At 70.5% G+C, this 25,504-nt stretch carries 22 protein-coding genes and 1 pseudogene; 6 read left to right on the top strand and 17 right to left on the bottom strand.

Going from position 1 to position 25,504, the window contains the following annotated elements:
• Window positions 1-37: 37 nt before the first annotated feature.
• The 5 genes from OG289_RS32595 to OG289_RS32575 all read right to left on the bottom strand — a co-directional run bounded on the left by OG289_RS32595 (window position 38) and on the right by OG289_RS32575 (window position 3,975).
• The gene (locus OG289_RS32595; protein ID WP_327317626.1) at window positions 38-466 is read right to left on the bottom strand and encodes an ATP-binding protein; all 429 of its coding nucleotides are present in this window, start codon (window positions 464-466) and stop codon (window positions 38-40) included.
• A 215-nt stretch (window positions 467-681) separates the two neighbouring features.
• Window positions 682-1,092: a (deoxy)nucleoside triphosphate pyrophosphohydrolase gene (locus OG289_RS32590; RefSeq protein ID WP_327317625.1), complete on the bottom strand. Its 411-nt coding sequence runs from the start codon at window positions 1,090-1,092 to the stop codon at window positions 682-684.
• A gap of 30 nt (window positions 1,093-1,122) precedes the next feature.
• A complete protein-coding gene (locus OG289_RS32585) occupies window positions 1,123-1,344 on the bottom strand; it encodes a hypothetical protein (protein ID WP_327317624.1) in 222 nt (73 codons plus the stop codon).
• Window positions 1,345-1,788: 444 nt separating this feature from the next.
• Window positions 1,789-2,541 (bottom strand): GntR family transcriptional regulator, encoded by a 753-nt coding sequence (locus OG289_RS32580; RefSeq protein WP_327317623.1) that lies wholly within the window; start codon window positions 2,539-2,541, stop codon window positions 1,789-1,791.
• A 147-nt stretch (window positions 2,542-2,688) separates the two neighbouring features.
• Entirely contained in the window at window positions 2,689-3,975 is a 1,287-nt protein-coding gene (locus OG289_RS32575; RefSeq protein WP_327317622.1) for a DUF4190 domain-containing protein, read from the bottom strand.
• 200 nt (window positions 3,976-4,175) lie between these two features.
• On the opposite strand from OG289_RS32575, the gene OG289_RS32570 reads away from it, so the two are divergent.
• Entirely contained in the window at window positions 4,176-5,357 is a 1,182-nt protein-coding gene (locus tag OG289_RS32570; protein WP_327317621.1) for a serpin family protein, read from the top strand.
• Here OG289_RS32570 and OG289_RS32565 read toward each other — a convergent pair.
• On the bottom strand, window positions 5,307-7,622 hold the full coding sequence (locus tag OG289_RS32565; RefSeq protein WP_327317620.1) for a DEAD/DEAH box helicase: 2,316 nt from the start codon (window positions 7,620-7,622) through the stop codon (window positions 5,307-5,309). The two genes, OG289_RS32570 and OG289_RS32565, sit on opposite strands and share 51 nt — an antisense overlap.
• 150 nt (window positions 7,623-7,772) lie before the next feature.
• Between OG289_RS32565 and OG289_RS32560 the strand changes: the two genes are divergently transcribed.
• Window positions 7,773-8,744 (top strand): GHMP family kinase ATP-binding protein, encoded by a 972-nt coding sequence (locus tag OG289_RS32560; protein ID WP_327317619.1) that lies wholly within the window; start codon window positions 7,773-7,775, stop codon window positions 8,742-8,744.
• A gap of 173 nt (window positions 8,745-8,917) precedes the next feature.
• Here the strand turns inward: OG289_RS32560 and OG289_RS32555 are convergent, their stop codons facing one another.
• Together OG289_RS32555 and OG289_RS32550 are read right to left on the bottom strand one after the other, a co-directional pair.
• Window positions 8,918-9,835, bottom strand: coding sequence for a hypothetical protein (locus OG289_RS32555; protein ID WP_327317618.1), 918 nt, complete (start codon window positions 9,833-9,835; stop codon window positions 8,918-8,920).
• A gap of 10 nt (window positions 9,836-9,845) precedes the next feature.
• Window positions 9,846-10,337, bottom strand: a complete 492-nt coding sequence (locus tag OG289_RS32550) for a hypothetical protein (protein WP_327317617.1) — start codon at window positions 10,335-10,337, stop codon at window positions 9,846-9,848.
• A 188-nt stretch (window positions 10,338-10,525) separates the two neighbouring features.
• On the opposite strand from OG289_RS32550, the gene OG289_RS32545 reads away from it, so the two are divergent.
• Window positions 10,526-15,358 (top strand): CHAT domain-containing protein, encoded by a 4,833-nt coding sequence (locus tag OG289_RS32545; protein ID WP_327317616.1) that lies wholly within the window; start codon window positions 10,526-10,528, stop codon window positions 15,356-15,358.
• A 202-nt stretch (window positions 15,359-15,560) separates the two neighbouring features.
• Here OG289_RS32545 and OG289_RS32540 read toward each other — a convergent pair whose 3' ends face one another.
• The 4 genes from OG289_RS32540 to OG289_RS32525 form a co-directional block, all read right to left on the bottom strand.
• Window positions 15,561-15,821, bottom strand: a complete 261-nt coding sequence (locus OG289_RS32540) for a hypothetical protein (protein WP_327317615.1) — start codon at window positions 15,819-15,821, stop codon at window positions 15,561-15,563.
• Window positions 15,822-16,203: 382 nt separating this feature from the next.
• On the bottom strand, window positions 16,204-17,184 hold the full coding sequence (locus tag OG289_RS32535) for an NmrA family NAD(P)-binding protein (RefSeq protein WP_327317614.1): 981 nt from the start codon (window positions 17,182-17,184) through the stop codon (window positions 16,204-16,206).
• A gap of 404 nt (window positions 17,185-17,588) precedes the next feature.
• Window positions 17,589-17,804, bottom strand: a complete 216-nt coding sequence (locus OG289_RS32530; protein ID WP_327317613.1) for a hypothetical protein — start codon at window positions 17,802-17,804, stop codon at window positions 17,589-17,591.
• Window positions 17,805-17,958: 154 nt separating this feature from the next.
• Window positions 17,959-18,660: an SDR family oxidoreductase gene (locus tag OG289_RS32525; protein ID WP_327317612.1), complete on the bottom strand. Its 702-nt coding sequence runs from the start codon at window positions 18,658-18,660 to the stop codon at window positions 17,959-17,961.
• Window positions 18,661-18,874: 214 nt separating this feature from the next.
• Between OG289_RS32525 and OG289_RS32520 the strand changes: the two genes are divergently transcribed.
• Window positions 18,875-19,459: a TetR family transcriptional regulator gene (locus tag OG289_RS32520; protein ID WP_327317611.1), complete on the top strand. Its 585-nt coding sequence runs from the start codon at window positions 18,875-18,877 to the stop codon at window positions 19,457-19,459.
• A gap of 87 nt (window positions 19,460-19,546) precedes the next feature.
• On the opposite strand, the gene OG289_RS32515 is transcribed toward OG289_RS32520, so the two are convergent.
• The 5 genes from OG289_RS32515 to OG289_RS32495 form a co-directional block, all read right to left on the bottom strand.
• Window positions 19,547-20,116, bottom strand: a complete 570-nt coding sequence (locus OG289_RS32515) for a TetR/AcrR family transcriptional regulator (protein ID WP_327317610.1) — start codon at window positions 20,114-20,116, stop codon at window positions 19,547-19,549.
• 182 nt (window positions 20,117-20,298) lie between these two features.
• On the bottom strand, window positions 20,299-21,597 hold the full coding sequence (locus tag OG289_RS32510) for a DUF3533 domain-containing protein (RefSeq protein ID WP_327317609.1): 1,299 nt from the start codon (window positions 21,595-21,597) through the stop codon (window positions 20,299-20,301).
• Window positions 21,598-21,911: 314 nt separating this feature from the next.
• Complete coding sequence (locus OG289_RS32505; RefSeq protein ID WP_327317608.1) at window positions 21,912-22,823, bottom strand: L-dopachrome tautomerase-related protein; 912 nt, start codon at window positions 22,821-22,823, stop codon at window positions 21,912-21,914.
• 516 nt (window positions 22,824-23,339) lie between these two features.
• The gene (locus OG289_RS32500) at window positions 23,340-23,852 is read right to left on the bottom strand and encodes a nuclear transport factor 2 family protein (protein ID WP_327317607.1); all 513 of its coding nucleotides are present in this window, start codon (window positions 23,850-23,852) and stop codon (window positions 23,340-23,342) included.
• A gap of 50 nt (window positions 23,853-23,902) precedes the next feature.
• Entirely contained in the window at window positions 23,903-24,715 is an 813-nt protein-coding gene (locus tag OG289_RS32495) for an oxidoreductase (RefSeq protein WP_327317606.1), read from the bottom strand.
• A 188-nt stretch (window positions 24,716-24,903) separates the two neighbouring features.
• On the opposite strand from OG289_RS32495, the gene OG289_RS32490 reads away from it, so the two are divergent.
• Both OG289_RS32490 and OG289_RS49795 read left to right on the top strand, forming a co-directional pair.
• Window positions 24,904-25,110, top strand: a complete 207-nt coding sequence (locus tag OG289_RS32490; protein ID WP_442818985.1) for a hypothetical protein — start codon at window positions 24,904-24,906, stop codon at window positions 25,108-25,110.
• A gap of 108 nt (window positions 25,111-25,218) precedes the next feature.
• A pseudogene (locus tag OG289_RS49795) lies at window positions 25,219-25,299 on the top strand (ATP-binding protein); the annotation flags it as partial.
• Window positions 25,300-25,504: the final 205 nt, after the last annotated feature.

Below are 25,504 nucleotides of genomic sequence, written 5' to 3'. Positions count from 1 at the left end.
CCTGCCGTACACCGGCTCATCCCCGCGACACGCCGCGTCAACCCGGTACCGCGAGTTCGAACCACACGGTCTTGCCGGTGTCCCCGGGCCGGGTGCCCCAGCGGCGCGAGGAGGAGGCGACCAGTTGGAGTCCGCGCCCGCTCTCGTCCTCGGGCCGCGCGACGCGCTCGCGAGGCGGGTCGGGCAGCGGGTCGGAGACTTCGACCAGCAGCACACCCGACAGACCCGCGGGGCGCACCAGACGGAGGCCGATGGGGCCGGTGGCATGCCGCAGGGCGTTGGTGACCAGCTCGCTGACCAGCAGGGCCGCGAGGTCGCCCAGGCAGTCGAGGTCCCAACCGTGCAACTGGCTCCGGACAGCGCCGCGGGCGGTGCGCACCGCGCCGGGGTCCGCGGGGAACGTCCACTCGGCGCGGTCGCCTTCGGTGTCGATCACGCCGATCACTTCCCAGGCCAGCGAGTACACCCCTGTCCGGTTTCGTGGGGTTAATGGGCACATACCCGATATTCGCGAGGCGGTACCGCACGGCAGGGCGCACTGTGGCACGAACGGGGTACGGGGTGCCCCGCTCCTCGATCAACGCGCCCCCGGATCATCCCGACCGGGGCAGACGCGCCCCCGGACCCGCCCGCCTGGGCCCGGACCGATCCGGCGGGCCCGGGCCGGTGCGCGTCCGCGGCTCAGCGGGCCCGGGTGTCGAGCTTGGCGAGTGTCTCGCGTACGGCGGGTACGTCCTGGTCGAGCCAGTCGACGTTCCAGATCTCGTCCGGGGTGAGCCAGCGCAGCGCGTCGTGGTCCTGGAGGGGCTGGGGAGCGGCGGATCCGGTGCGCAGGCGGGCGGTCCACACCTGGAGGAGGTAGGGCGGTTTCAGGGGCCACTCCCCCGGGACGCGCTCGACGGTCTCGGCGTCGACGCCGAGTTCCTCGCGCAGTTCGCGAACCAGGGCAGCCTCGGGCGCCTCCCCCTCCTCGACCTTGCCGCCGGGAAGTTCCCAGCGCCCGGCGAGTTCCGGGGGCGCGCTCCGGCGCGCGGCGAGCAGGCGGCCGTCGTCGAACAGGGCGGCTCCCACCACCACGATCCGTTCCGTCATGCGCCGGAGCCTACGGGACCGCGGGGTACGTCAGTTCCGGGTGCCGTCTCCGTTCTGCGCCTGGGCCTGCGTTTCGTTCTGGCCCTGGCCAATGCGCTCGACCCAGTAGAGCTGCTTGTGGCCGCGACTGTCGAGGCTGTCCGCGATCTGCTGGGCCTCGGCCCGGGTCGCGTACCTGCCCACGCTGTAGCGATTGCCGTTGTCGTCCTGCCGTATGACAAGCCAGGGCAGAGAGATGGTGCTGTCGTTCATCGCCCCCCACGCCCCTTTCCCGCCCCGGCCTGCCCGGATCCCGTACGCGGCACGCCGTGCACGCCGCCTTCCAAGGAAACCGCAATCCGCATATGCCCGAGCCTACGCCTTACCTTTACGCACCGAACACGGCTTTGCACAAAGAGGTACGCAACCAGCCAAGACGCAGGGGGCGCACGGGACCGAACGCGCCGTGCGCGCGCCGCGATGCGTCCGGTCGGCGGGGGTCCGGGCACCTGGCGGACGACCTGCGGGAACGACGGGAAACGACCGGATTCCGACGGCGGGCGGGCGGCCCCGCGGCGGGCGGATACCGGGGGCAACTGCCGGAAGGGTGTGCGCCGCCCGGGCGAATGCGCTACCGCCCCGGGCCGCCCCTCTGCCTCCACTGCTTCACCACGTCACCGGAAGCGGGCGTTGTTCACCCTCCGTTCGCCGCCGCGGCTACTTCACCGGCAGGTGGTAGGCGACCCGGTAACGGTCGGCCGGGATCACCACATCGGCCGTCTCCACCGGCCGGCCGGAGGCGTAGTACGTGCGGTGGACGACCAGGACCACGTGCCCCGGGACGCCGCCGAGCGCGAGGAGTTCCTCTGCGAGACCGGGCCGGGCGCCGACCTCCTCCGTGACGTTGTCGACGATGACGTCGATGGCCCGCATCCGCTCGACGACACCCATGCCGCCGAGGGGCCCCTCCTCGGGCAGCATCACGGGGGTGCGGCCGGTGACGGCGAGGGGCTCCCAGGAGGTGGACAGCATCATCGCCTCGCCGGCCTCCCGGAAGACGTACTTGGTGCGCATCACGCGGTCGCCGGCCTGGATGCCCAGCCGTTCCGCAACGGCGACGCACGCCTCCACCTGCTCACTGCTGGACTCCCACGTCCCGCACGTGTGCGCCTCGGCCTGCTCCTGGCGGAACGGCGTGGCGCCACTGACGGGGCGGTAGCCGGAGCGGGCGATCCGGCGCGGCACAGGCCGCTCGCGCACGTAAGTGCCGGAACCGGAGCGCCCCTCGACCAGCCCCTCGGCCATCAGCACCTTGCGCGCCTCGAGGGCGACGGTGTCGGAGACGCCGTACTCCTCGCGGATTCTCGCCTGGGACGGGAGGCGGGTGCGAGGTGGCAGCGACCCGTCGGCGATCTTCTTGCGCAGATCACCCGCGACACGCAGATACGCCGGCTGCTCACCGAATGTCACTGGCCACTCCCATCAGGTTGTACAGACAGCTACAGCCTGGCAACCGTGGGTTGTGCCATGCAAGCAAAGGCCAGAGAATCACTCGATGTGATGACATCTCCTCGGGAAACGCATTACCCAGGCACTTTCTCCCCGCCAGGGGCGTGATCACACATCGAGGCCGCTGTCACTGTCTCCCCCGCCCGTGCCGCCGCTCCCGCTGCCGTCCTCGTCGTACGTGGGCGGGGTGGTGGCCAGGCCCAGAGCCTTGCGGGCGGTGACGGTGGAGGCGCCGTCGACGTACTCGTAGGCGGTGTCGTAGTGCGTGTAGAAGCCGTCCACGTTCGTGGCCTTCTCCGCCGCCGCCCACTCCTTGCCCGCGGCCCGCATGTCCTTCACCAGAGCGGCGACGGGCTCGCGGGCCGCCCCGGACCAGGTGTGCGCGCCGAGCGCGGCCGCCTGCTCGTCGGTCGCGTCCGCGATGTCCCCGGCCCAGGTCCGGTTGTCCGCCAGGTCCTCCTCGGCGTATTCCTCCGGCTCCTCGAAGAGGACCTCGTCGACGGCGGCCATCGCCTTCAGGAAGGCCAGTTGGTCGGCGTCGAGGGTCGTCGCGTCGGTGCGCAGCGAGCCGGTGAGGGTGCCGGACTCGTCGGTGTTGGCGAAGACGCAGGTGATCTCGCGGTCGCCCCACTCCCAGCTCTCGGAGGTGGGCGTGAGGTAGTACACGTCGACCTCGTCGGTCAGCGCCCAGGTGTCCATCGCGTAGGCGTCCTGGAGGGCGTAGCACTTGTCCTCGGCCACGTCCGTGACGTGGTCGTCGCCCGGGAAGTCGCTGCCGGACAGCGGGACCGTGGCGAACACCTCGGCGTCGTGCTCACCGGAGCAGGCCACCTCGTCGACGTCGTAGACGTCCTCGTCGAAGGTCTCGCCCGGCACGTCGAAGCAGTCGCCCTTGGCGAGCGAGAAGCTGGAGTTGGCGCTCGCGCCCTCCTTGAACCCGTCCCAGAACTCGGAGGCGCCCCCCGTGGCCAGCGCCAGGACCCACAGCGCGAGCCCCACGGAGGACAGGATCGCGCCCGCGACCGCCATCCCCTTGCCGCGCTCCCCCCGCTTCTTGATCTGCACCAGCGCGATGATCCCGAGCACCAGCCCCACGGCGGGAATGAAGCAGAGGATGCCGAGGACCAGGGCGGCGATGGCCACTCCGTTGATCGGCGAGGGCCGGCCGAAGGGGCCGTACCCCTGCCCCCACACCGGGTAGGGCGCCGCCCCGTAAGGGGCCTGCGGATACGGCCCCGGCCCCGGATACCCGTGCGGGCCCTGCGGACCGTACGGCCCTTGGGCGTACGGGTCCTGCGGCGGGGCGAACGGGTCCTGCGGGTACGGGCTCTGCGGCTGCGGAGGCTGGTACGGGTCCTGGGGCTGGTGGGGCCCGGGGGGCGGAGGTATGGACACGAGTACCGTGCTCCTGGTTCAGACGGTTCAGGCAGTTGTGGAAGCGGTTGTGGAAGCAGTTCTTCAGGCGGTCGTTCACGTGGTCGTTCAGGTACAGGTGCTTCGGTCAGTCTGGCAGGGGGTTCCGACACCGGCTCTGAACTGGCGTACGAATGACGTACGACTGGGCGCATCGTAAGCGCGGCACGAGCGGGGGCGGAATGGTGATCACGAATGCGACGATCCGGGCGGTGAACGGGCTCACCGCCCGGTGGGCGGGGGTCGTGGACGGGGACGGGCGCGGGTCCGTCTTCTCGGCCGCGGGGGTGTGGCCGCTGCTCGCCTTCCTGGCGGACGGGGCGTCGGGCCCGGCGCGCGAGGAACTGGCCGTGGCCCTCGGTGTGCCCGCGGGGGAAGCTGCCGCCGCCGGGCGCGAGTTGCTCGCCACGATGGCGTCGATGCGCGGTCTCGACACGGCCCTGGGGCTGTGGACCAGGCGCACCCTGGAGTTGCGGGAGGCCTGGGAGGCGGGGCTGCCGGCCGAGGCGCACGGGGTGCTCACCGGGGACGCGGTGGCCGACGCCGAGGTCCTGGACGCCTGGGCGGTGAAGCGGACCGGCGGGCTGGTGGAGCGGATGCCGGTCGCGCTGAGCGACGACACCATGATGGTGCTGGCGAGCGCGCTGGCGCTACGGACACGGTGGCTGCGGCCCTTCAGGGATGTCCCCCTGCTCAGCCCGCACTGGCATGGCCGAACGCTCCTCGGCCTGCGGCGCGAGACCCTCCTGCTGGACCGGATCGGTGTCACGGACACGCCCGCCGGGCACGTCACCCGGCTGACCGTGTTCGGTACCGACGGCATCGACGTCCACCTGCTGCTCGGCGAGGAGCACATGACGCCTGGGCAGGTGCTGGGGGCGGGCGTGGGCCTCCTCGCCGGGCGGCACCCGGTCGTCCCTGGCCCGCAACTCCCCTACGGGGAGGTCGGTCCCGGGCTGCGCGTCGTGAAGGAGCGCTCCATGACGCCCGATCCGCCGACGCTGGACGTCACGACGGCGGCGTTCGGTGTCTCCGCCGACCACGATCTGCTGGCGCGGCATGAGCTGTTCGGGCTCACGACCGCCCGGGACGCCGACCATGGGCACTTCCCCGGCATCAGCGCCTTTCCGCTGGCCGTCGCGTCGGCTCGGCAGTCCGCGATGGCGGAGTTCGGCGCGGAGGGCTTCCGGGCGGCCGCGGTGACGGCGGTCGCCTTCGCCCCGGGCGGTGCGCCGCCCCGGCTCCGCTGGATCACCACCAAGCTCAAGGCCCGCTTCGACCGCCCCTTCGGCTTCCTCGCCCTGCACCGCCGCTCACGGCTGGTGCTGGCCGCGGGCTGGGTCACCGAGCCGAAGCCCTTCTGACGACGGGACGCCCTGCGGCTCCCCGGCCAGCCTGCGCTGTTCCTCCTCCACGATGCGGCGGGCGAGGCCGTCGTCGGAGACGTCCACCGCGTCCGGGGTCGCCTCCGCGGTGTCGCTGCGGCGGGCGTAGGCGTCGAACAGGCGGTTCTTGTTCCTGAGAATGCGCAGCAGACGGTCGTCCACGCTGTCCGTGACCAGCAGCCGGTGCACCTGGACGGCGCGGACCTGGCCCATGCGGTGCGCGCGGGCCACGGCCTGGTGCTCCAGGGTCGGCTTGACCTGCGGCTCGCACAGGACGACCACGGACGCGGCCTGGAGGTTGAGTCCGACACCGCCCGCCTCGATCTGGCAGAGCAGCACCGCGTGCCCCTCGGCCGCGGTGAAGTCGTCGACGAGCCGCTGCCTGCGGGCGGCGGGGACGTCTCCGGAGATGGGCCCGAACACGCCGTCACCCAGGGTGTCCTGGACCGCCCGCAGGACATCGCGGAAGTACGAGAACACCACCGCCTTCAGGCCGTTGGCCGCCGCCTCCGCGACCAGTTCGCGCAGCCGTTGCAGCTTGGCGGACTTCTCCGGGTAGGCGTACGCGGCCCTGCGCATGGCCATGAAGTTCCCCGCGGCGACGGCCTCGCGGTAGGCGTCCCGGTCGGCGGCGCTGAACTCCTCCCATTCGTCGACCTGGATCAGCGCGGGCAGTTCGGTGAGCACGTCCTTCTGGTTGCGGCGCAGATAGGCGGGGGCGACGGCCTTGCGGAAGGCGTGCGGACCGGCCGCGGCTGCGCTGTCGCGTATCTCCGGGACGAGTTCGGGCCGGAGGTGGCGGACGAGGGCGCGGAACTCCTCGACGCGGTTCTCCATCGGCGTGCCGGTGAGGAACAGGACGCGCTCGCAGGCCCCGGTCCACACCGCGACCGAGCGGGCGCGGCGGGTGTCGGGGTTCTTGACGTAGTGCGCCTCGTCGACGACGAGCAGGCCGGGCGGCGGGGCGCCGGGGCCGCCGCCCGGCCTGCTCGTCGCCTCCGGCTCGGGCAGGGTGTGCAGCACGTCGAAGGTGGTGACGGCGACGCCGCCGCGCTCGCGCCACTCCGCGTACGCGTCCCGCCGCTCAGGGCCGTGCACCGGCACCGCCCTGAGCGTGCTGCGCGCGCGGATCTCCCGCGTCCAGTTGATGAGCACGCCCGCCGGGCACACCACCAGGAAGTGGGCGTACCCCTCGGCCGCGAGGTGGGCGAGCACGGCGATCGCCTGGACGGTCTTGCCGAGCCCCATCTCGTCGCCGAGGACGACCCGGCGCTGGGCGAGCGCGAACCGGGCACCGAAGGCCTGGTAGCCACGCAGGGAGACCCGGCGATGGGTGTCGTCCAGCGGCTGCGCGTGCACCCGCTCGGCCACCTCCGACGGCACGAACCCCTCGGTGGCCGCGACGTCCGTCGGGTGGGCGCAGATCTCCGCCAGCCGGCTGTAGTACTCGGCGGAGCGGACCTCGAAGTCGACCCAGGACTCGATCTCGGAGGCCGGTTCGCGCAGCAGGTCGGCGGTGGCCTGGGCCAGGCGCAGCGGCACGTCCGCCCCGGCGGCCTCGGCCGTCAGCTCGCGCAGTTCGGTGACCGCGGCGCGCGCGGCCTCCCGGCGGTGGCTCCCGGCGAGCGCCAGCCGCAGCCGGCCCGTGGCCGGGCGGACCGCGGGCAGCAGTTCGGCGAGCCTGGTCTCGTACCGGTCGGCGGCCTCCACGGCGCGGGGCAGCTCGGGGCCGGCCTCCACGAGCCGGTACAACGCGGTGACCAGGGCGGCGGTGCGGGGCTCGGGGTGGTCGACGTCGATCCGCACCGAGACGGTCTCCCCGACCGCGCGGGCGATCTGCCGGGCGGCGGCCAGCGCCTGGTCGGCGGTCTGCGCGCCGACGCCCGGAATCTGCCGCAGCGCGTGACGGCTCGCCTCGTACACCTCGCGCACCGAGCCGAACCCGGCCGCCTCGACCGCCGCGAGACGCAGTCGCCCCTTGGTGACGTCCTTCAGCCGGGCGAGCGGGATGGACCCGAGCTCCTCGGCGACGAGGGCGTCCCTGAGCGGGGCGTGGGCGGCCCGGACGGCGTCCAGGGCGCGGGTGTGGTCGGCGCACAGGGTGCGGGCCGCGTCGTACAGCCGCGCCCCTTCCTCGTACAGCTCCCTGGCCCGTCGGCCCACGGTCGGGGCCGTGTCCAACGGCCCACGGGCACGGTCGCCTGCGGCTGCCGTCTCCCCGCCCCGCGCCCAGGCCCGTGCCATGCCGCCGCCCCCTCGCCTGCCGACCGTCCGCCGCCCTCTCCGACGTCCTCCATGCTCGCACCCACCACCGACATCCGGCCGTGTCCGCCCCGGCTGGCACGATGGCGCCGGAATCGGGACGCGCGAGGGACGGGAGGGCGGAGGCGGGTGGTGTCGGCGACGGACACGGACAGGGGCACAGGCACGGGCACGGGCACCAGTACCGCTACCGGCACCGGTACGGGAACGGCCCCCGTCCACCACGGCGAGCTCGTGCAGGGCGCGTTCACCGGCCCGGCAGGCGTGCCCGTGCGCGCCCTGGTCACGCTCCCCTGCCCGCTCCACACGACCCGGGCGACCTTCACTGCGGTCCCCGGCGGCGAGGTCACCGTCTCCCCGCCGTGGAAGGAGAAGGCGCGCCGGGCGGCCGAACTTGCCTTGGAAGACCTGTACTTGGGGATGGGCGGCCATCTTGAACTGACCGGGGACGCTCCCCTGGGCCGTGGTTTCGGCTCCTCCACCAGCGACGTCCTGGCAGCGGTCCGGGCCGTGCGGGACGCGTTCGGCGCTCCCCTGACGGCACGGGAGACTGCCCGGCTCGCGGTGCGCGCGGAGACCGCCTCCGACGCACTGATGTTCGAGGAGACCGCGGTGCTGTTCGCGCAGCGCGAGGGCACGGTGATCGAGGACTTCGGCCGCCGTCTGCCACCCCTGCGCGTCCTGGGCTTCGGCTCCCGCGCCAACGACACCACGGCCACCGGCGGCCACGGCGTGGACACCCTCGCCCTCCCCGCGCCCCGCTACGACAGCACGGAGATCGCCCGCTTCGACCGCCTGCGGGTCCTGCTCCGCCGTTCCCTCCACACCCAGGACGCGGCCCTGCTCGGCAGGGTGGCAACCCAGAGCGCGCTCCTCAACCAGCGGCACCTCCCGGTCCCGGCCCTCGACCGCCTCCTCACCACGGCCCGCACCTGCGGCGCCCTCGGCCTCCAGGTGGCCCACAGCGGCGACATCGCGGCCTTCCTCTTCCCCCCGGAGCCCCCGGAACCCCCGGAAAACCTGACACCCCGCACCGCCCTCGCGCGCGAACTGTTGCGCGGGGCGGGCATCGAGGAGTGCTGGGAATACGACATCGGGGGATGAGCAGGAGCGAAGGAGCGAAGGAGCGAACGGCCTGGCGGCGAGCCACGGCCCCTCGCGCAGGAGGCCGTCGCTCCACGACGCCCTCCCCCCGGAGAACATCCGGCGCTTGGCGTTCGACGCCTCCTGAGCCCGCCCGCGTCTGCCGCCCCCGCGGATCGAGCACGCCAGGGGGTTCAGGGCGAGCCGGGCGGGCGGTAAGTGAAATCCGCGGGGACGCCCTGCCGCCATTGCAGGCACAGCCTTCGGTTCAACTCGCGTTCCGCAGCCGCGTTCTCCGGCAGCGGCAGATGCAGTGCCTCGTAGAGGGCGAAGCGGTTCAGGTCGAAGGCGACCTCGACGGCAAGGGCGTATGCCTCCGCCGACCGGATGGCGGAGGCATAGCTGAGCCACGCCAGACCCGATGGGACCAGGACCAGCGTGAGCCATGGGCCGTCGTCCGCGAGCAGTCCGAGCGAGACGAGCGCGGCGACGGCGAAGGCGGTGCACAGACGCGCGCAGGCGTCGAGGGCGGTTCTCCGGTCGTCCACGATCGCCCGAGTGGCGGGGTCCAGTACCGGATAGAGCCTGGGCCAGGCCACGACGGCGTCATAGCCGTACTGGCTCCCGGCCGAGTCCTCCATGGCCGCCAGGGTGTTGCCGAGCGCGGTCGGTCCGAGTTCACGCGGTTCCGCGGGATAGCGCCGCAGCAGCCTGGCGCTGAGCCTGCCGGCCCGTTGGACGGACGCGTGATCGGGGTCGTCGGAGGCAGCGAGGAGCCGCCCGAGCGCGGCCTGCTGCCGTGTCCTGAGGTGTCGCTGCCACGCCCGGCCGGCCTCGACAAGCGGCTTCGGCAGTTGCCCCTGCAGCAGGCGCATGGTCCCGGCCTGCAAGGGTGTGAGCAGTACCGCCACGAGGATCACACCCACGAGGGCGAGCATGATCTGGGCGATCGTGAGCGACGACGCATGGTGCCAGGCCGCGGTGAAGTCCGGCCTCCCGGAGGCGGCGCCTGCCGAGATGAGCAGCCATACGTAGCCCGCGACGAGGAAGACCGGCAGGAAACCGGTCACGAAGAAGCGTCCGGTGAGAACGGCCGTGATGGGCTGGGCCATGGACCCCATGTCAGGTCACCAACCTCAACTCCCCGTGGCCCGGCTCGGCACAGCGGGGTGGGTCACGAACGTCCAGGTGGGTGCGCCAGACACGGCTCGCGCAGCCCTCGGTGGCACAGACGAACCGGAGCGGCTCGTACTGGGCGGACTCGCTGGGCAACCGCGCCTGTTCGGCGTCTCCCAGAGAACCGTCGCTTCGTGTCCGCACGTCCAGCAGCCGCTCGAGATGCCGGCGGGAAGTCGTGCCGATCGTGGTGCCCGCGACGGCCACGGACCAGCGCGTCACATCCGGGTGACGTTCGAGAAGGACGTCGAGGAACTCCGCCACGGCGTCGGCGGTGACGTCCGACGAAAAGTCCAGGCGACACCGCATCGCCGCGAGGTCACCCTCCTGGTCCGACTGCGGCTCAAGGAAGTCGTCCAGGTCCGGCAGCGGCCCCTGCGCCGGGGACGAGGCACGCCAGGCGCCCTCGGTCCCGCCCGCGATCTGCTGGTCCGTCAAGAGTCCCCCCTACACCGGATTCCGGCAACAAGCCATACATCCTGGGATCCCAGCCACTCATCGGGAAGGGCGCACGAAGGGCGCATTTCGAGTACGTGGCGAGCGGCGAGCGCCCTTGTCCCGGCGGGGCGGACCGGGGCATTCTGCTCAACACTTCACATCACGCCGTGAGTTACGGGGGGAGTGGCGTGACGGACGCACACACGGACACCGCCGCGGGCGGGCCCACCGAGTCCGCTCGACGGCGGATGCTGCTGGCCGCCGTAGAAGACCGTGCGCGCCGCTGGGAGGGGACGCACGACCGTGCGGCACTGTTCTCGCGCCGTGCGCGCCGCGAGGCGCAGGAGCTGCTGCGCCTCGCCGGGGACGCGCTGGGCGGTGACCTCGAGGTACGACGCGCGGTGGGCGTGCTCCTCTGGTATCGGCACGCCGCCCGCAGAACCTGGAAGCCCGGCGCCGAGCGGCTCTTCGCGCTGGACCTGCTGCGTCCCGTCCACCGGAGTGCCGCGGCGACGCTTCCACCCGGACTCCGGGATCAATTGCGCCGCGCCTACCGCCCGCCGGGAGATTACGCGCTGTGGCGCCACAGGGCCGAACTGCTGCTGTCCGTGCACGAGGAGACCGGTGACCTCGACGCATTGCGGAATTGCGTGGAGTTGCTGGAACACGCGTATGAGGCTCTGCCGGAAGACGCACCGGGGCGAGCGCAGTTCATCTCGCACACTGCCGATCAGCTCGCGGCACTGGACGAGTTGACGGCAGAGGTAGGTCTCACGAGGGTGCTGGCCCGACGCCGCGCGGCCGTAGCCGCGGTGAAGAGCACGGACAGTGTGGGGCGGGCCCATACGCTGACGAACCTGGGTGTGACGTCGTATCAGGCGGCCCTGGCAGCAGGGGACCTCCCGCTGCTGGACGAGGCCGAAACGGCTTTCCGGGAAGTGGTCGCCCTGCGGGGGGACGACCATCCGGCGCGCTTCGTCGGTCTGCACAATCTGGTCGTCTGTTTGCTGCTCAGACACGACCTGGCAAGCGATTCGGCAGCGTTGGCCGAAGCCGTCGGGATCAGTCGGGGGCTGGTGCGCGACCTTCCGGACGGTGAGCCGGGCGTAGGAACCATGCGGGACCTGCTGGTGGTGCTGGGGCACGTGGAACCCACCGAGGCTTCACTGTGGGAAAGGGCAGCGCTGCTGCGGCGCATCCTGAGCATCACCGGTCCCGAAGCCGCGAGCGCTCCTGCGGATGTCACGGATCTCGCTGGCGTCCTGGCCGAGCTGTATCTCCTCACCGACTCCCCCGAACTGCTCGACGAGGCAGTGGCGACGGCCGAGCAGTCCGTACGCGTGACCGATGTGGACTCGGCCACCGGGCTGCGCGGCCGACAGGTCCTCCACGATCTGCTGCGGAACTCCGCAGAGCGCAGGGGTGCGACACCGGAACTGCTCCGGCGCACCAGTGGACTGTGCCGGGAAGTCCTGGCTGGGACACCACTCGGACATCCGGCCCGCCCAGGGTGGTTGGGGGCTCTGTGCGGCAGCCTGCACCTGCTCCTCGAGGAAACCGGGGAGAGCGCCGCCCTGGAGGAGGCGACGGCGACGACCCGGGAACTTCTGTCGCTCGTACGGCAACAGGCATCGGCGCGTCCGGCGGAGCTGTGGTCCGGTGTGAGGGCCGCGGCTGTCCTCGCCCCGTTCAGCAGTGACCGGCCGATGTTCGAGGAAGCCGTCGCCGCTGCCTACAAAGCCACACGGCTCTCCCCCGCCGACGATCCCGACCTGTTGGAGCATCAGGCGTCGCGCGCGCGGGTCGTCCTTTTCGCGTATGAGCGCTTCGGCGCGCAGAACCTTGTCACAGACCTCGCGGAGGACCTGCGCCGGATCATCGGCACGCGCACTCGGGGCCCCTGGTACGACGACTGCGTGATGCGCTTCGGTGAAGCCCTCCACGTGCAGTACACCTGGTCGCACGAAACCGGCTGTCTGCGCGAGGCGGCCGAAACGCTCCGGGCGGCTCTGCCCGAGGCATCGGGCGGGACGCCCAGGGCCGTGGGCGCGGTACTCGCGTCGATTCTTCACGACTGGTACGACGCAACCGGCCGGGTGCAACTCCTCGACGAAGCGGTCGAGATGTACCGGCTTGCGCTCGGCCGGCACCCTTCGCCGATTCCGGACACGGCGGCCCCGCTGTCAGGACTGGCCACCGCGCTGCACGACTCCTACCTCCACAGCCGCGACGAACGGCAACTGGCGAAGGCCGTGGAACACGCGCGGCAGGCCGCCTCGTTGCTGCCGGAGCATCACCACCATCGGGTCCATGTCCTGGCCAGACTGGGCTACGTCCTGCACACCCAGTACGACACAACAGGCGACCTCACTTTCCTCAGGGATGCCGTGGCCGCGGCCCGATCCTCGGTCGCCGACGAGCAGCGAGTGTTCACCCCCCACCCCTGGAGCAACCTGTGCAAGTCCCTCACCAACCTGTACGCGGCCACGGGCGACAGGACCGCGCTGAAGGAGGCGGAAGCCGCGGGCCTCCGCTCGCTCGGCCTCGACCGGGACGACGCACCGACCTGGAACAACCTGGCAATGGTGGCGAGGAACAGTTTTCGCCTGACCGGTGACACCGCTGACCTGCACACGGCAGTGCAGCGGCTGCGCGCGGCGGTGGCGGCCTCTCGTCCCGAGCACGTCGACCACTCTCTGTACGTCAGCAATCTCAGTAGCACCTTGGCCCTTCTGCACGAGACGACCGGGGATCTGGCACCGCTGGAGGAGAGCGTGGCGATCCTGGAGCGAGCCATCCACAATTCCCCGCCCGAGGACCACTGGCGCGCGGAACTCCAGTCGGCACTCGGCGACGTCGCGCTGCGCTTCCACCTCCGTACGGACGACAGGGACGCCCTCACCACCGCCATAGCCGCGAGCCGGAAAGCTCTCGAACTGGCTCCCGCCGACGACGTGACCCGCCCGATGAACCTCAACCAACTGGGTCTGGCACTCAGGAACTACCACGCTCTCACCCGTGATCCCGCCCACGGCGAAGAGGCCGCGCGGATGCTGCGCGAGGCGGCGGCGAGCGCCGCGTGGTGGTCGCGCCCTGTCGGCCTGCACAATCTGGCCCAGCTCGGCATCGCCCAGTACGACGAGACGGGAGACCTCTCCTTCCTCGACGAGGCGGACCGAGCGACCGCTGAGGGAATCCTCCTGACCGACGGGGACTCTCCCATTCATGCCGCCCTCCAGCGGGAACGAGGCATCGTTCTCTGGCGGCGTCATCAGCGCGATCCTGATGACGACCTGCTGGAAGCGGCCTTCTGCGCCCTACGCAGCGCCGCGGACTCACCCTCGTCCTCTGCCATGGACCGGTTGGCCGCGGCTTCGCGGTGGGGGCGATACGCACAAGCCGCCCGCAGGACCGACGAGGCACTGAGGGCGTACGAGTACGCGGCGACGCTCCTGGTTCACCTGGCGCCAAGGTCCCTTGAGCGCGAGGACCGCGAGCACCACCTCGGGCGGATCACCGGCCTTGCCGCGGACGCCGCTGCCGCCGCGCTCGACGCGGGCAAGCCGGAGCGAGCTGTGGAGCTTCTGGAACAGACCCGGGGCGTCCTCATGGCAGAAGCCATCGACGCCCGGGGCGATCTCGCTCGTCTGCGCCTCGACCACCCTGAGCTGGCCGAGGCCCTGGACGGGCTGCGGGCCCGGGCACGGGCCCTCGACAGCGCCAGCGCCGCACCCGCCGGCTTTGCGCGCATCACGACGTCGGCGAAGGGCTCGCGGGACCATGACGGCGGCCATCGCCAGCGGATCGCGGCCGAGCGGGCCGACCTCGGGGCGGAATGGGACGAACTGCTCCGGACGATCCGCTCCCTGCCAGGCTTCGAGGGCTTCTTTCTCCCGCCCACCTGGGAAGAGCTGCGCCCACTGGCCGACGAAGGTCCTGTGGTCTACATCAACGCGTCCTTCACGCGGTGCGATGCCCTTGCCGTGACCCGCTCCGGGCTGCTGGTGATCCCCCTGCACGACCTCGACCCGGCTGTGATCCCACGCGAGGTGAACCGGCTGTGGAACCCGGGCCCGGCCACGACGCTCGCACAGCGTCAACGTGCGCGGAACGCACCGCAAGAGGTGCTCGCCTGGCTGTGGGACACCGTGGCGCGTCCCGTTCTCACCGCCCTGGAAGAGCGATGCGAACCGACCGCCGACGGCGAACCTCCACGCCTGTGGTGGTGTCCGACCGGAGCGATGGCCTACTTCCCGTTGCACGCGGCAGGCCACCACAACGACGCACGACACAACGACGGGAGCACACCACGGACCGTCATGGACCGGGTGGTCTCGTCATACACGCCGACCCTCAGAGCGCTGGCCCACGCGCGACAGGCATACGCCGAACTCCGCGCCACGCATCCCGGAGGCCGCCGCGACCGCACGCTCGTCGTCGCGATGCCCGAGACACCGAAGGCACGTCCACTGCCCTCGGTGCACGAAGAGGTCCGCCGGCTGATCGAGCTGATCCCCGACGCCCTTGTGTTGAAAGGCCCGAAAGCGCTCCGAGACGCCGTTCTCGCCGTGTTGCCGCAGCACGAAGTGGTGCACTTCGCCTGTCACGCGGCGAGCGACTGGACCCGTCCCCGTGACAGCCGCCTCATCCTCCAGGATCACGAGACGAGCCCACTGACCCTCGGAGCGATTTCCGGCCTCCGGCTGCACGGCGGTCTCGCCTGCCTGTCGGCGTGCAGCACCACCACCACACCCCCCAACCGTGTCGACGAGATGCTGCACCTGACCGCAGCGTTCCTGCTCGCGGGATACGCCAACGTCGTCGGCACCCTGTGGCCCGTGGACGACCAGGCGGCGGCCTCCCTGACCGACGCGTTCTACACCGCGCTCACCTCCGGCGGGAACCGGCCGCCGCTGGCTGCCTGCGCGGCCCGCGCGCTGCACCGCGCAACGGTGGCAGGACGCGACGCGAAGCCAGACGACCCCCGACTGTGGGCCGCGCACATCCACGTCGGGATATGACCGGTTCTGACGGGGCTGGGGCCTGTCCGGCGAATCAAGCGGCAGGAAAGCCGCGGCGCCTGGTCAACACCGGTGAGCGGGGCGATGGAGGGTCCCCCGCGCGGGGGCAGCGGAGCGTGGGGGCGCCTGCAACCAAGTCCGCGGTCGCGCAAGGCGTAAGCCGAGCGCCACTCCCGGCACCCGGGCCCCGGGTTCCTCCGAGTCAGAAACCCACGACACCGCCCTGCCCGCCGAACTCACCGCACAGCCTCGCCACGGTGCCGTCGGCGCGCTCGAAGAGCCTCGGGTTCCCGGCTCCCGGACCCGCGTTGCCCGCGTAGACCGACACGCGCTTGCCGTGGAGGTGGTCGCCCCGCGGCTCCTCGTTCCGGTACGCCGGTGAGTGCTCGACGAGCAGCGCCCGAGCCCCTGCTTCCGCGAGCACTCCGGCAACGGTGCCGCCGCCCGCGCCGGCACCGACCACGATGAGGTCGTACGACGGTCGCAGGCAAATGGGATCGACTCCCGGAGGAGCCGACCCCATTTGACCTGCACGTATGCCAGGTGGGCAACGTGGTGTTGCTTCACCCGCTCAGACGTTGAAGCGGAACTCCACCATAAGGCTCTGACCTGCGGAAATGCACGCGCATCCAGCACCGATCCAGCACGGGCGCCACGACGAAGTGCGCAAAGAGTCAAGATCACCAAACGTACCCGACAGCGCCCGCACATGTATGAAGTCTGCGAGCCTTCCGCGCAGGCCACATCAGGCACATGAGCCAGCGACAGCAGGTCGCTCCTGCCTTGAGCCATCGCACAAAAGGGTGGAATCCGGGAGCGAGAGGGGGCCCGGATCATTCAGCGGCTCAGGCGGATGCCAGCTTCTGGATGAGCGGGTGGTTCCGCAATGCCCAGCGGACGGTCTTCGGCGGGCGTCCGAGGAGGGTTTCCAGCTGGTCGGTGACGCCGCGGTAGCCTCCGCAGCCCATCAGCCGGGTCAGGGTCTTCAGGTGCTCGACGGTGTGCGGAACCGCGGCCAGCGCGTCGGCGCTGTCGATGTAGGTCTCGTTCCAGGTCTCGACCTCTACGGGGACGTAGGTGACCGGGCGTCCCAGCACGGCCGAGAAGTCCTCCGCGAAGCCGTGCATGTCCTTCAGCTCCGGGCCGTTGAGCTCGTAGGACTTCGAGATGTGCGGTTCCGGGTCGGCCAGGATCTTCACGCACAGTTCCGCCACGTCGTAACCCGCGATGGGCGCGAGCCGGTGAGGGCCGAAGGGCAGGCGCAGTTCACCCTCGCTCAGCGGGCCCAGGGCCAGCCAGGTCATCAGGGGGTTCTCGACGAACATGGCCGCCCGGATGTTCACCGTCGGCAGGCAGGACCACTCCAGCATCCGCTCGGCGACCCAGTGTGCCCGCTGCTGCGGCGACCACTGCGTGATCAGCCCGCCGAGCCAGGCACGCCGTTCCTCCTCCGACGCGGTCATCCTCTCGAACGTCATGAAGGACTGCTCGTACTCGGAGATGTTGACGAAGACCTCGATGTCGCCCTGAGCCCTCGCCGCCGCGGCCATCAGGCCGACGGCGTCGGTGTAGTACGGCGACAGGCTCATGCTGAAGTAGATGCGCCGGACACCATTCAACGCGGCGGTCACGTCGGCGATGTCGAGCAGGTCGCCGACGAAGACCTCGGCTCCTGCCTGGCGGAGCGCAGCGGCGCGTTCGTCGTCCTGGCGCACGAACGCGCGCACCGGGTGCCCTTGTTCGAGCAGCATGTCGACCATCGTGCGGCTCACACCACCGACCGCGCCGGCGGCACCGGTGATCAGGATGGGGTTGCGCTGTGGCATCAGCGTGTCCTCTGTCTGGTTGGGGTGAATCAGCGGTGCGGAAAGCCCAGGAGGCGGTCGGTGACCGTCATGGGAGGCTTGGGGTGCAAGCAGGGCCGTGCGTGGGTACGGCGGTCCGCTGGAAGCCGTTCTTGAACATGGCGAACCCGTCAGTGAAAGCGAAGCGGTCGAGGTTGGCGGCCACGTGCGCGTGGGCCGCAGCCCCTGCTCTGTCCGGAGGGTGTCGGCCAGGCGGATTCTGCGGAGTGTCATCGTGGTGCCGGGCCGTCGATGCGGGCGAGGAGGTCGAGAATGCGGCGTTGACCTCGGCGGGACGTTCCTGTTGTGTCCAGTCGCCACAGGCCGGCAGTACCACCGGGCCGTACAGTCGCGCTACGGCGCTCAGCGGGTTGCTCCCGCCCGGGCTACGCAGGGCGGTGACCATGTCGCGGTCCCCCACCCCACCATGTACAGCGCAGGGACGTCGATCCCGCGCCCCCGAAGGCAGCGAGCAGTTCGATGTTCCGGTACCAGTTGAAGGCTCCGATGAACGCCGGCTCGCCGTGCAGGGCGAAGTCCTCGACGTACGCCGGAATGTCGTCCTCCGTCAGCCAGGCCGGGAGGACGGGCGAATCCGGCATGGTGTCCAGGAGGCCCAAACCGTCGGGTAACCGGGCGGGGCTCCCTGCCGAGCGGGTTGTCGCCGGAGGCCCCGACCAGGAGGCGGCGGAAGGCCACGCGGATCTCCTTGAAGTGCCCAAGTGCCCAAGTGCGTAAATGCGTAGGTGCGTGCTACTACTTCGTCAGCTGGGCGTACATGGCTTCCAGGTCGGCGGACAGCTGCGACTTGACCCAGCGGGTGGTGTCGTCGGCCAGCACCTCGTGCGCTCCCGCCTCGATGCCGTCGAGTGCGGCCACGGCGATGTCGCGGGGGTGGGCCTTCGGCGCGTCGACACCTGACGTCATGTCGGTGTCCACATAGGCCATGTGGAGCCCTGTCACCGCGATGCCGCGCGGCCGCAGCTCCAGGCGCAGGGAGTTGGTCTGCGACCACAAAGCGGCCTTGGAGGCGCCGTAGGGGGTGCCGTCGGCCAGCCAGGACAGAGCGGAGTGGGCGTTGAGGATGTGGCCCCCGCCGTTGCGCTCGATGATCGGCACGAAGGCCCGGGTGACCAGCAGCGGCCCGTAGAAGTTCGTCTCCAGATCCCGGCGCACGTCCTCCATCGGGGAGTTGAGGTACGAAGCGCGGACGGAGGCCCCGGCGTTGTTGATCAGGATGGTGACGTCCTGGGCCCGCTCGGCGGCGGCTGCCACGGATGCCGGGTCGGTGGCCTCGAGCGCCAGCGGAACGGCATCGGGGTGTGTCACCGTGCGCGGGTCACGGGCCGTGGCGTAGACCTTGCCGGCCCCGCGCGCATAGAGCTCCTCGACCAGCATCTTGCCGATGCCCCGGCTGCCTCCGGTGACGAAGACGCTGGCGCCCTTGATTGCTGTCATGACTACCTCCACGAAGATGAAAACCGATCAGTTTCATCACCGTAAACCGATCGGTTTCGTCATGCAAGTCGGGTTGAGCACCGGGTGACTACGGCACGCCGGGTCGAAGTGGAGTCGGGCGGCGCTCAGGCTTCAGGGGCTGGCCGGCCTCGCGTCCATCGGCGACGTCCGCACTCGCCCGCCGCAGGCCGGTGAAGCCGCGAGCCCACCGACAGTGATCGACGTGGCCTGGCTGGGCGTCAGACGGAGGTCAGCGGGGGGACGTGAGGAGTGGCGCCGTCTGGATGCCGAGGCCGATCGGGCCGCGCGGCGGCTGCGGCGTCTCGCCCAAGGTGGGTCGGAGCGCCGTTTGTGGCGGCCGACCGCCATGAGCCGGGCTCCTGTCTGCCAGCCGTACCTCTTCGGGCTGCTCCCGGACAAGAAGGCGATCTTCGTCGCCGCTGCGGTGCGGAGCATGGAAGACACCCGCCTGGCTTTCGAGCGGCCGACCGACGGGGTGGAGGGCAGCGAGCAGGCCCTGGGCGCCATGGAGGACGCGTACGCGCAGCTGATCTCGGCACTCCCCGAAACGCTCCTGATGCAGATGCAGGGATACGCCGTCGTCGCGGCCGCTGAGGCAAAGGACGATGACCAGACGGGCGAGCTCGTCCGGGCCGGCTGGATGAGACTGTGGGAAACCGTGCACCTGTCGCTGGGTGCCGATGTCCACGAGAGCGCAAGTTTCTTTGCTTGCGGCATGCTCGGCAACACTCTGACGGCCATCGGGCTCCCCTCCGATTGCCGGCAAACAGGGGCGTGAGGCCATAGGCGCTGCTCCGGCTGCCGGAGACGGGCATCAACCCGAAAGAGCGCTTCGGTCGCCGATCCCGCTCGAAGACGGGGTGGATCAGTGCATGTCTGCCGCATCGAGCAGGGTGGTCACAGTGGGCGCGACGAGCCCGGTCAGATTGTCGGCGCCGATCCCCGCGCGGGCGCTGGCGCCGTCGAAGACCAGGATGAGCTGCCGGGCCAGCAGGTCGGGGTTACTCGCCCCACCCCGTTCGGCCTCGGAACGGAAAAAGGCCGTCAGGTTCGCTTTGATCTGGTGGGCCACCCGGCTCGCGGGGTGGGCCTGATCCTTGAGCTCGATCTGCACAGCCAGGTACCGACAGCCTTGGAAGTCGGGCGCACCCGCCTGCGACTCCACCCGCTCGAAGACGTACAGGATCCGCTCGCGGGGGGAACGGCCATCATCCGCCGGGGGCAGGAGGCTCGCCACGAAGGCAGCGGCACGCTCCTTCAGGCTCGCCGCCAGCAGTTCATCCTTGCTCTCGAACAGCTGGTACATGGAGCGCTTCGACACCCCCGCCGCCTTGCACAGCGCCTCGACGCCGATACCGACGCCGTCGCGGTAGGTGAGCGTGGCTGCTGCCTCCAGCAGCCGCTCCCGGGGGCTTTGCTTCACTTCGGTAGTCATACCGCGAGGTTAACTCGAATCGGACGAAATAGAAACCGATCGGTTTCCATGCGGTGCCGGGGAGACGCCCGCCGCCAGGCGGACGTCTGAAGGCCCCTCGGAGGCTCGGCGACAGCCTTGGGGGAGAGACCGCCGCCGAGCCCTGCTGGTGCACGCGCCTCTCTTGGGTGAGCCGCCTTCCGCTACGCCGGGGCGGCGGTCTTCTCGGGCTCCGTCTCGGCGGGGATGCGGTGCAGCCCCTTGTGGTCGTACCAGCTGGTCATGCCGAAGCCGAAGAGGACGGCTGCCGCGAGGCCGACGGCCATCATGATCCAGCCCCGGGTCAGGCCGGCGTCGGCCTGGGCGTCGTAGTAGAGGATCGAGCGGATGCCGCCGGTGATCTGCCGCAGCGGCTCGAACTCCGCCAGGAAGCGGTAGAAGCCGGGCAGTGCCTGAATCGGCGTGGTGGCGCCCGCCGTCGGCACCGCCATCCCGATGAAGACCAGCGTGACCACCAGCATGCCGGGCGTACCGAACACGGCGAGCAGGGTGAGCGCACCGATCCCGGAGACCGCGATGGCGCACACCGAGTACAGCCACAGCAGGGGCAGGTGGGAGGCGTCCATGCCCATGAGGCCGACCGCGCCCGCCATGACCAGCGTGCCCATCAGCAGGGACAGGCCGGCCATGAGGGTGCTGCTGATGGCGAGGGTCTGCGCTCGGGTGGTCCGGATCAGCGGGCGGTGCAGGCGCAGCGGGCCCATGTCGTTGTGGGTGTAGCCGAGGGCGTGGTCCACCTGGCCGCTGATGACGTTGGCGGAGAGCATGCCGCAGACCACCAGGACCAGCGCGTAGTAGAACGCCGTCAGGCCCAGGCCGCTGTGTGAGTCGAGGGGATGGCCGTCCTTGACCGTGATGGCGGCCGGATCGGCCAGGAGGAGGCGTGCCGCGGCGGGCAGCTTCGCCTGCCCGGTCCTGCCCTGGGACGTGAGCTCCTTGCCCACCTGGAGCGAGGCGTTCTCGGCCGCCTGCGTTGTTGCCGTACGGGCCAGGCTGGATCCCACGCTGCCGGCGGACTGGTCGGTCAGCACCGTCAGCGTCGGACGGGTCGGGGCCCCGGCGGTCGCGGTGCCGGTGAGTGCGGTGGTGGCGGAGGTGAAGTCGGCGGGAACGACGAGCGCGCCGAACAGCTTGCCCTTGCCGAGTTCCTCCTTCATCTCCTTCTCGTCCATCACCTTCCAGTCGATCTTGTCTCCGCTCACGGTGGACTTCGTGATCGACTCGGAGATCTGTGCCCCCAGGTTCACCTGCTTGCCACCGACAGCAGCGCCCTTGTCGGCGTTGACCAGACCGACGGGCAGATTCTTCATGTGGTCCACGGGATCGATGTTGGCGCCGACGTAGAACACGGTGAACAGCAGCGCGAGGACGCCTGTGATGACGCCGTTGGCGATCCACAGGGGTTTGGCGCGCAGTACGCGGAAGGGGGGAATCCCACTCATGGCTCATTACTCCGGTCTCGGTCAACACACTCGCATCCGGAGACGGCCGGACAGCTTCGCTGCGGAGCGGCGACCCTCGGAACGTTCGATCTCGGCACACACCGCCGCGGCCGGGACCGGAGGTACGGATTCAGCGCCCCGCCCGGACTCCGCGCCAATGAAACCGGTCGGTTTCACTGCCATCGTAAACCGATCGGTTTCCACATTTCAAGCCGAGGAGCCTGCCCGTGTGCGCAAAGCGGCGACCGAACCCGGACCGGATGTCGTCGCCAAGGGGTGGGACAGGCGGCGGACGTCGATCTGCTGACGGTCGTTCACATGAGCCTGACCGGCCCGGCGTCGATCGGCAGGCGGACCAGGAGATAGGGCTTGCGGCGCAGATCCTTGCCCTCGTGGAAGGGCGACAGCCGGTTGAGCTGGTTGGCGATGGCGTACAGGTGCCGGTCCGAGGCGACGGACAGGGTGTCGACCCAGAGCAGATCGCGCCCCTGGGCGAGGGTGCGGTAGGTGCCGTTCGGGCTCCTGCGCCAGATCGCGTTGTGTTCCAGGTCGCCGCCGTAGAGCCGCCCCTTGTCGTCGCTCTCCAGGCCGTCGGCCATCGGCTTGAACCCCAGGTCCTCAACCGTCGCCGCCACCTCGGCGTCCGTGGCGTCCGGGTCGGCGAGGGCGTCGGTGGACACGCTGTGCAGGCGGCGGCTGGACAGCGGGCAGTAGTAGAGGCGCGTGCCGTCGGCGCTGAGGGCGATGCCGTCGGAGCCGGTCTCGTAGTACGTGGGCTCGCCGCCCGCGGGGCGGACCATGAAGGGCTCGCCCTCGATGACCGGAAGGAACTGCGCGTCCGGGAGCGCCGAGGGATGCCCGGTCAGTCGCCGCCAGGAGCGGCCCGTGGCGAGGTCGACCACGATGATGCCGTTGGAGCCGCCCGAGTCGGTGATGAAGGCCATGCCCTCGGCGCCGCGCCGAAGGTCGAAGCGCACGTCGTTGGGGTAGCTGTTCGCCGGCACCACCTCGGGCGGGAAGAGGATCTTCCGTACGATCCGGTCGGTGCGCAGGTCGACCGCCACGAGCTTGGGACCGCCGTAGGAGGACCCGGCGAACCCCGGGCTTCCGGTGTCGAGGATCCACAGCCGGTCGGCCGGGTCGACGACGACGCTCTGCACCGACTGGAAGTGCCCGGCCAGGTCGGAGGCGTCCTGAAGGTTCACCTCGGCGTCGGGGTAGGCCACCGGCTTCCCGCCGCGCAGTTCGGCGACTGGGAAAGTTGACGAACACCCGGCCGCGGCGCGAGACGGTGACACCCGTCGGCATCGCGCCCCAGAAGCGGGCAACGACCTCGTAGTGACCGGCTGTTGAACCGGAGGGGGAGGCGGAGGCGTAGGCGGGGACGGCGAGTGGGGTGGCGGCCAGCGACGCGGTGGTCGCCGTAAGGAACGTACGTCGCTTCATGGGAGCGTCTCCTGCTGGATCAAGTTGCCGGAAACGCGGCGAGTTGCCGCATCACCTCGGCGCCTGGGGGGATTGGCCGGACTTTGCCGTGGCCGGTGGAGGACGGTGCCTCCAGCAGCCGCTCTCGGGAGTCGGCTTCGCCCGTGTGGTCAGGGCGAGCCGGAGCCCACCTGGACTGCAGGTACCTCGTGCGTTCCTGCGACCTGAAGCTGTCCGCCGGGGACATCGCCCGCGGCTGCCGCCAACTCCTGGAAGGGGAACGAGGCAAACGGCCAGTGGACCTGGTGCTCTCAGGTCTACCGGGCTGCCGGCTGGGTCTTCGCGACCATGCTGCGGTCCCCGAAGGTGACCATCGCGTGGATGGGTATGGTGCTGGCGCGCATGAGTGCCGCGAGGCCCCGGCGGCCCTGTTGGCGGGCGAGCTCCGGCCCCAGAGTCGTCATCAGGGCGGTGAGGGCCGGCATCGGACGCCCGAAGAGCGTGATCTCCTTGATCCGTGCCTCGTCGTCGAGCCGCAGCAACTGCACCTCCTCGAACCACTGGGACCCCACCCGCGCCCGGTAGACCAGCGCGTAGGTGTCGCCCTCGCCGGTCTGGGTGTGGTAACGGACGTCCTTGACCGCCGTGAACGCCGAGGTCAGGAAGTCACGCAGCTGGTCAGATCCCTCGAAGCGGAACTGCTCGGTGAGCGGCGAGTTGAGCACGACGTCCCGGCTCAGGCAGGCGACCGCGGCGTCGACGTCACCGTTTTCCTCGGCGGAGCGCCATCTCGCGACGGTAGCGGCGGCGGGGTGCAGGGTCTCGGACATGGGTCTCTCCCGGTTTCGGCGGCGCGATGGGGTGCGTGGGGTGGCGGGTGTCAGCCGGTGAGCTTGTTCATCGTGCGGATCTGCTTGTCCAGGACCCAGGCGGGAACGAAGCGGAGCATGCGTGCGCGTCCGGCCATGGGGCCGGCGGCGTAGCGCAGTTTCGGCTTGGTGTCGGTGGCGGCCGTGACGATCGCCTTGGCGACGACGGTGGGGTCGTCGCCGTCCTTGATCGCTTCCGTCATCAGGCGGTCGAAGATGTGCCGCTGGTCGGCGTAGGTCTGCAGGGGGGTGTCGGGCTTGGCGCTGTTGGCCTCGAAGCCGGTGTTGGTGTAGGCGGGTTCGACGAGCAGCGAGCGGACGCCGTACTTTCGGACCTCGTGGTCCAGGGACTGGGAGTAGCCCTCGATCGCGTGCTTGGACGCACCGTAGACGGCCATGTAGGGGGCGGGGATGAAGCCCTGCACTGAGGAGAGGTTGATGATGCGCCCGCGCCCCTGGGCGCGCATGTGCGGCAGGACCTCCTTCACCATGCGCATGACCCCGAAGACGTTGATGTCGAAGACGCTCTGGGCCTGCGCGAGGGAGGTCTCCTCGGCCGCGCCGATCGAGCCGATGCCGGCGTTGTTGACCAGGACGTCGATCCGTCCGAACCGGTCGATCACCTGCTGGACCACGGTGGTGACCGACTTGTCACTGACCACGTCGAGGTCGAGGAACGTCACACCCTGGAGCGGGGTGACGCGTGAGGTGTCGCGGCCTGTGCCGGCCACCTCGAACCCCGCCGCGACCAGCGCAAGCGCGGTTTCCTTGCCGATGCCGGAGGAGGCACCCGTCACGAGGGCCACTGGCCGATTTGCCGTCATCGTGCACTCCCGAACTCGCCTGGAAACCGATCGGTTTCCTCTTGCCCGTCACTGTAAACCGATCGGTTTCCAATGTGCAAGCTCAAGCACAGAACTGATCCCGCGCCGCGTCACCGGCCGGCTTCGGGTTGAGCTGACCGGTGCCCGCCGGCATGGCGACACGCGCCGGATGAGCAGGCAGGAGAGACGTGAGAGCGCCATCCGCGCACTGCGATCGCGAGTTCGCGCTCAAGGGCTACTACGGCACCTCTGCCGAGGCGACTGGGAAGCGGGTCGGTGTCACGCAGGCGTACCTCTTCCGACTCCTCCCGGGCGAGAAGGCGATCGTCGCCGCCGCCTTGGCACGGAGCACGGAAGAGGCCCGCCTGGCGTTCGAGAGCATGGGCAAAGGATGACGGGCACGAGCGGGCCTCCCGCTAAGTGCCGGTGTCTCTCGACCCCAGTCACTGTCCGTATTCGCGCGGTGGACGCATTCGGCAGAATCGAGTACCTGCGCCCCGCCAATGATCGTCGTCGCCGACATCGGGCTCCTGCCCGTCTCACCGGACGCCGCTGAGGGCTTCTACCGCCTGGTGGCTGCCGCGACGGCGTATCTGCATCTGAGGCGTTCGGGGTGCGCCGAGATCGGCCGCGTGTAACCGATCGCCATTGGGCTGCCCATGGCGCGAGCCTCGGCATTTGTCGGCACCCGGCGATAGCGCGGCAGGGCCGGTCCCGCGCGGGCCGGACCCCGGGGCAGGTGCGCCAGCGGGGGGTGGCGCAGGCGGCGGGTGATCCCCCGCCGTTCAG

This window comes from Streptomyces sp. NBC_01235 (genome assembly GCF_035989285.1).
Classification (GTDB): domain Bacteria; phylum Actinomycetota; class Actinomycetes; order Streptomycetales; family Streptomycetaceae; genus Streptomyces.
Note: the sequence above shows the minus strand (reverse complement) of the source record. Positions and strands in the feature narration are given on the sequence as shown.

Coding starts and splice junctions, on each gene's coding strand:
- OG289_RS32590 (WP_327317625.1), bottom strand. CDS start 1,092: ATGACGGAACGGATCGTGGTGGTGGGAGCCGCCCTGTTCGACGACGGC.
- OG289_RS32585 (WP_327317624.1), bottom strand. CDS start 1,344: ATGAACGACAGCACCATCTCTCTGCCCTGGCTTGTCATACGGCAGGAC.
- OG289_RS32570 (WP_327317621.1), top strand. CDS start 4,176: ATGGTGATCACGAATGCGACGATCCGGGCGGTGAACGGGCTCACCGCC.
- OG289_RS32565 (WP_327317620.1), bottom strand. CDS start 7,622: ATGGCACGGGCCTGGGCGCGGGGCGGGGAGACGGCAGCCGCAGGCGAC.
- OG289_RS32555 (WP_327317618.1), bottom strand. CDS start 9,835: ATGGCCCAGCCCATCACGGCCGTTCTCACCGGACGCTTCTTCGTGACC.
- OG289_RS32535 (WP_327317614.1), bottom strand. CDS start 17,184: ATGCCACAGCGCAACCCCATCCTGATCACCGGTGCCGCCGGCGCGGTC.
- OG289_RS32530 (WP_327317613.1), bottom strand. CDS start 17,804: ATGCCGGATTCGCCCGTCCTCCCGGCCTGGCTGACGGAGGACGACATT.
- OG289_RS32525 (WP_327317612.1), bottom strand. CDS start 18,660: ATGACAGCAATCAAGGGCGCCAGCGTCTTCGTCACCGGAGGCAGCCGG.
- OG289_RS32515 (WP_327317610.1), bottom strand. CDS start 20,116: ATGACTACCGAAGTGAAGCAAAGCCCCCGGGAGCGGCTGCTGGAGGCA.
- OG289_RS32510 (WP_327317609.1), bottom strand. CDS start 21,597: ATGAGTGGGATTCCCCCCTTCCGCGTACTGCGCGCCAAACCCCTGTGG.
- OG289_RS32500 (WP_327317607.1), bottom strand. CDS start 23,852: ATGTCCGAGACCCTGCACCCCGCCGCCGCTACCGTCGCGAGATGGCGC.
- OG289_RS32495 (WP_327317606.1), bottom strand. CDS start 24,715: ATGACGGCAAATCGGCCAGTGGCCCTCGTGACGGGTGCCTCCTCCGGC.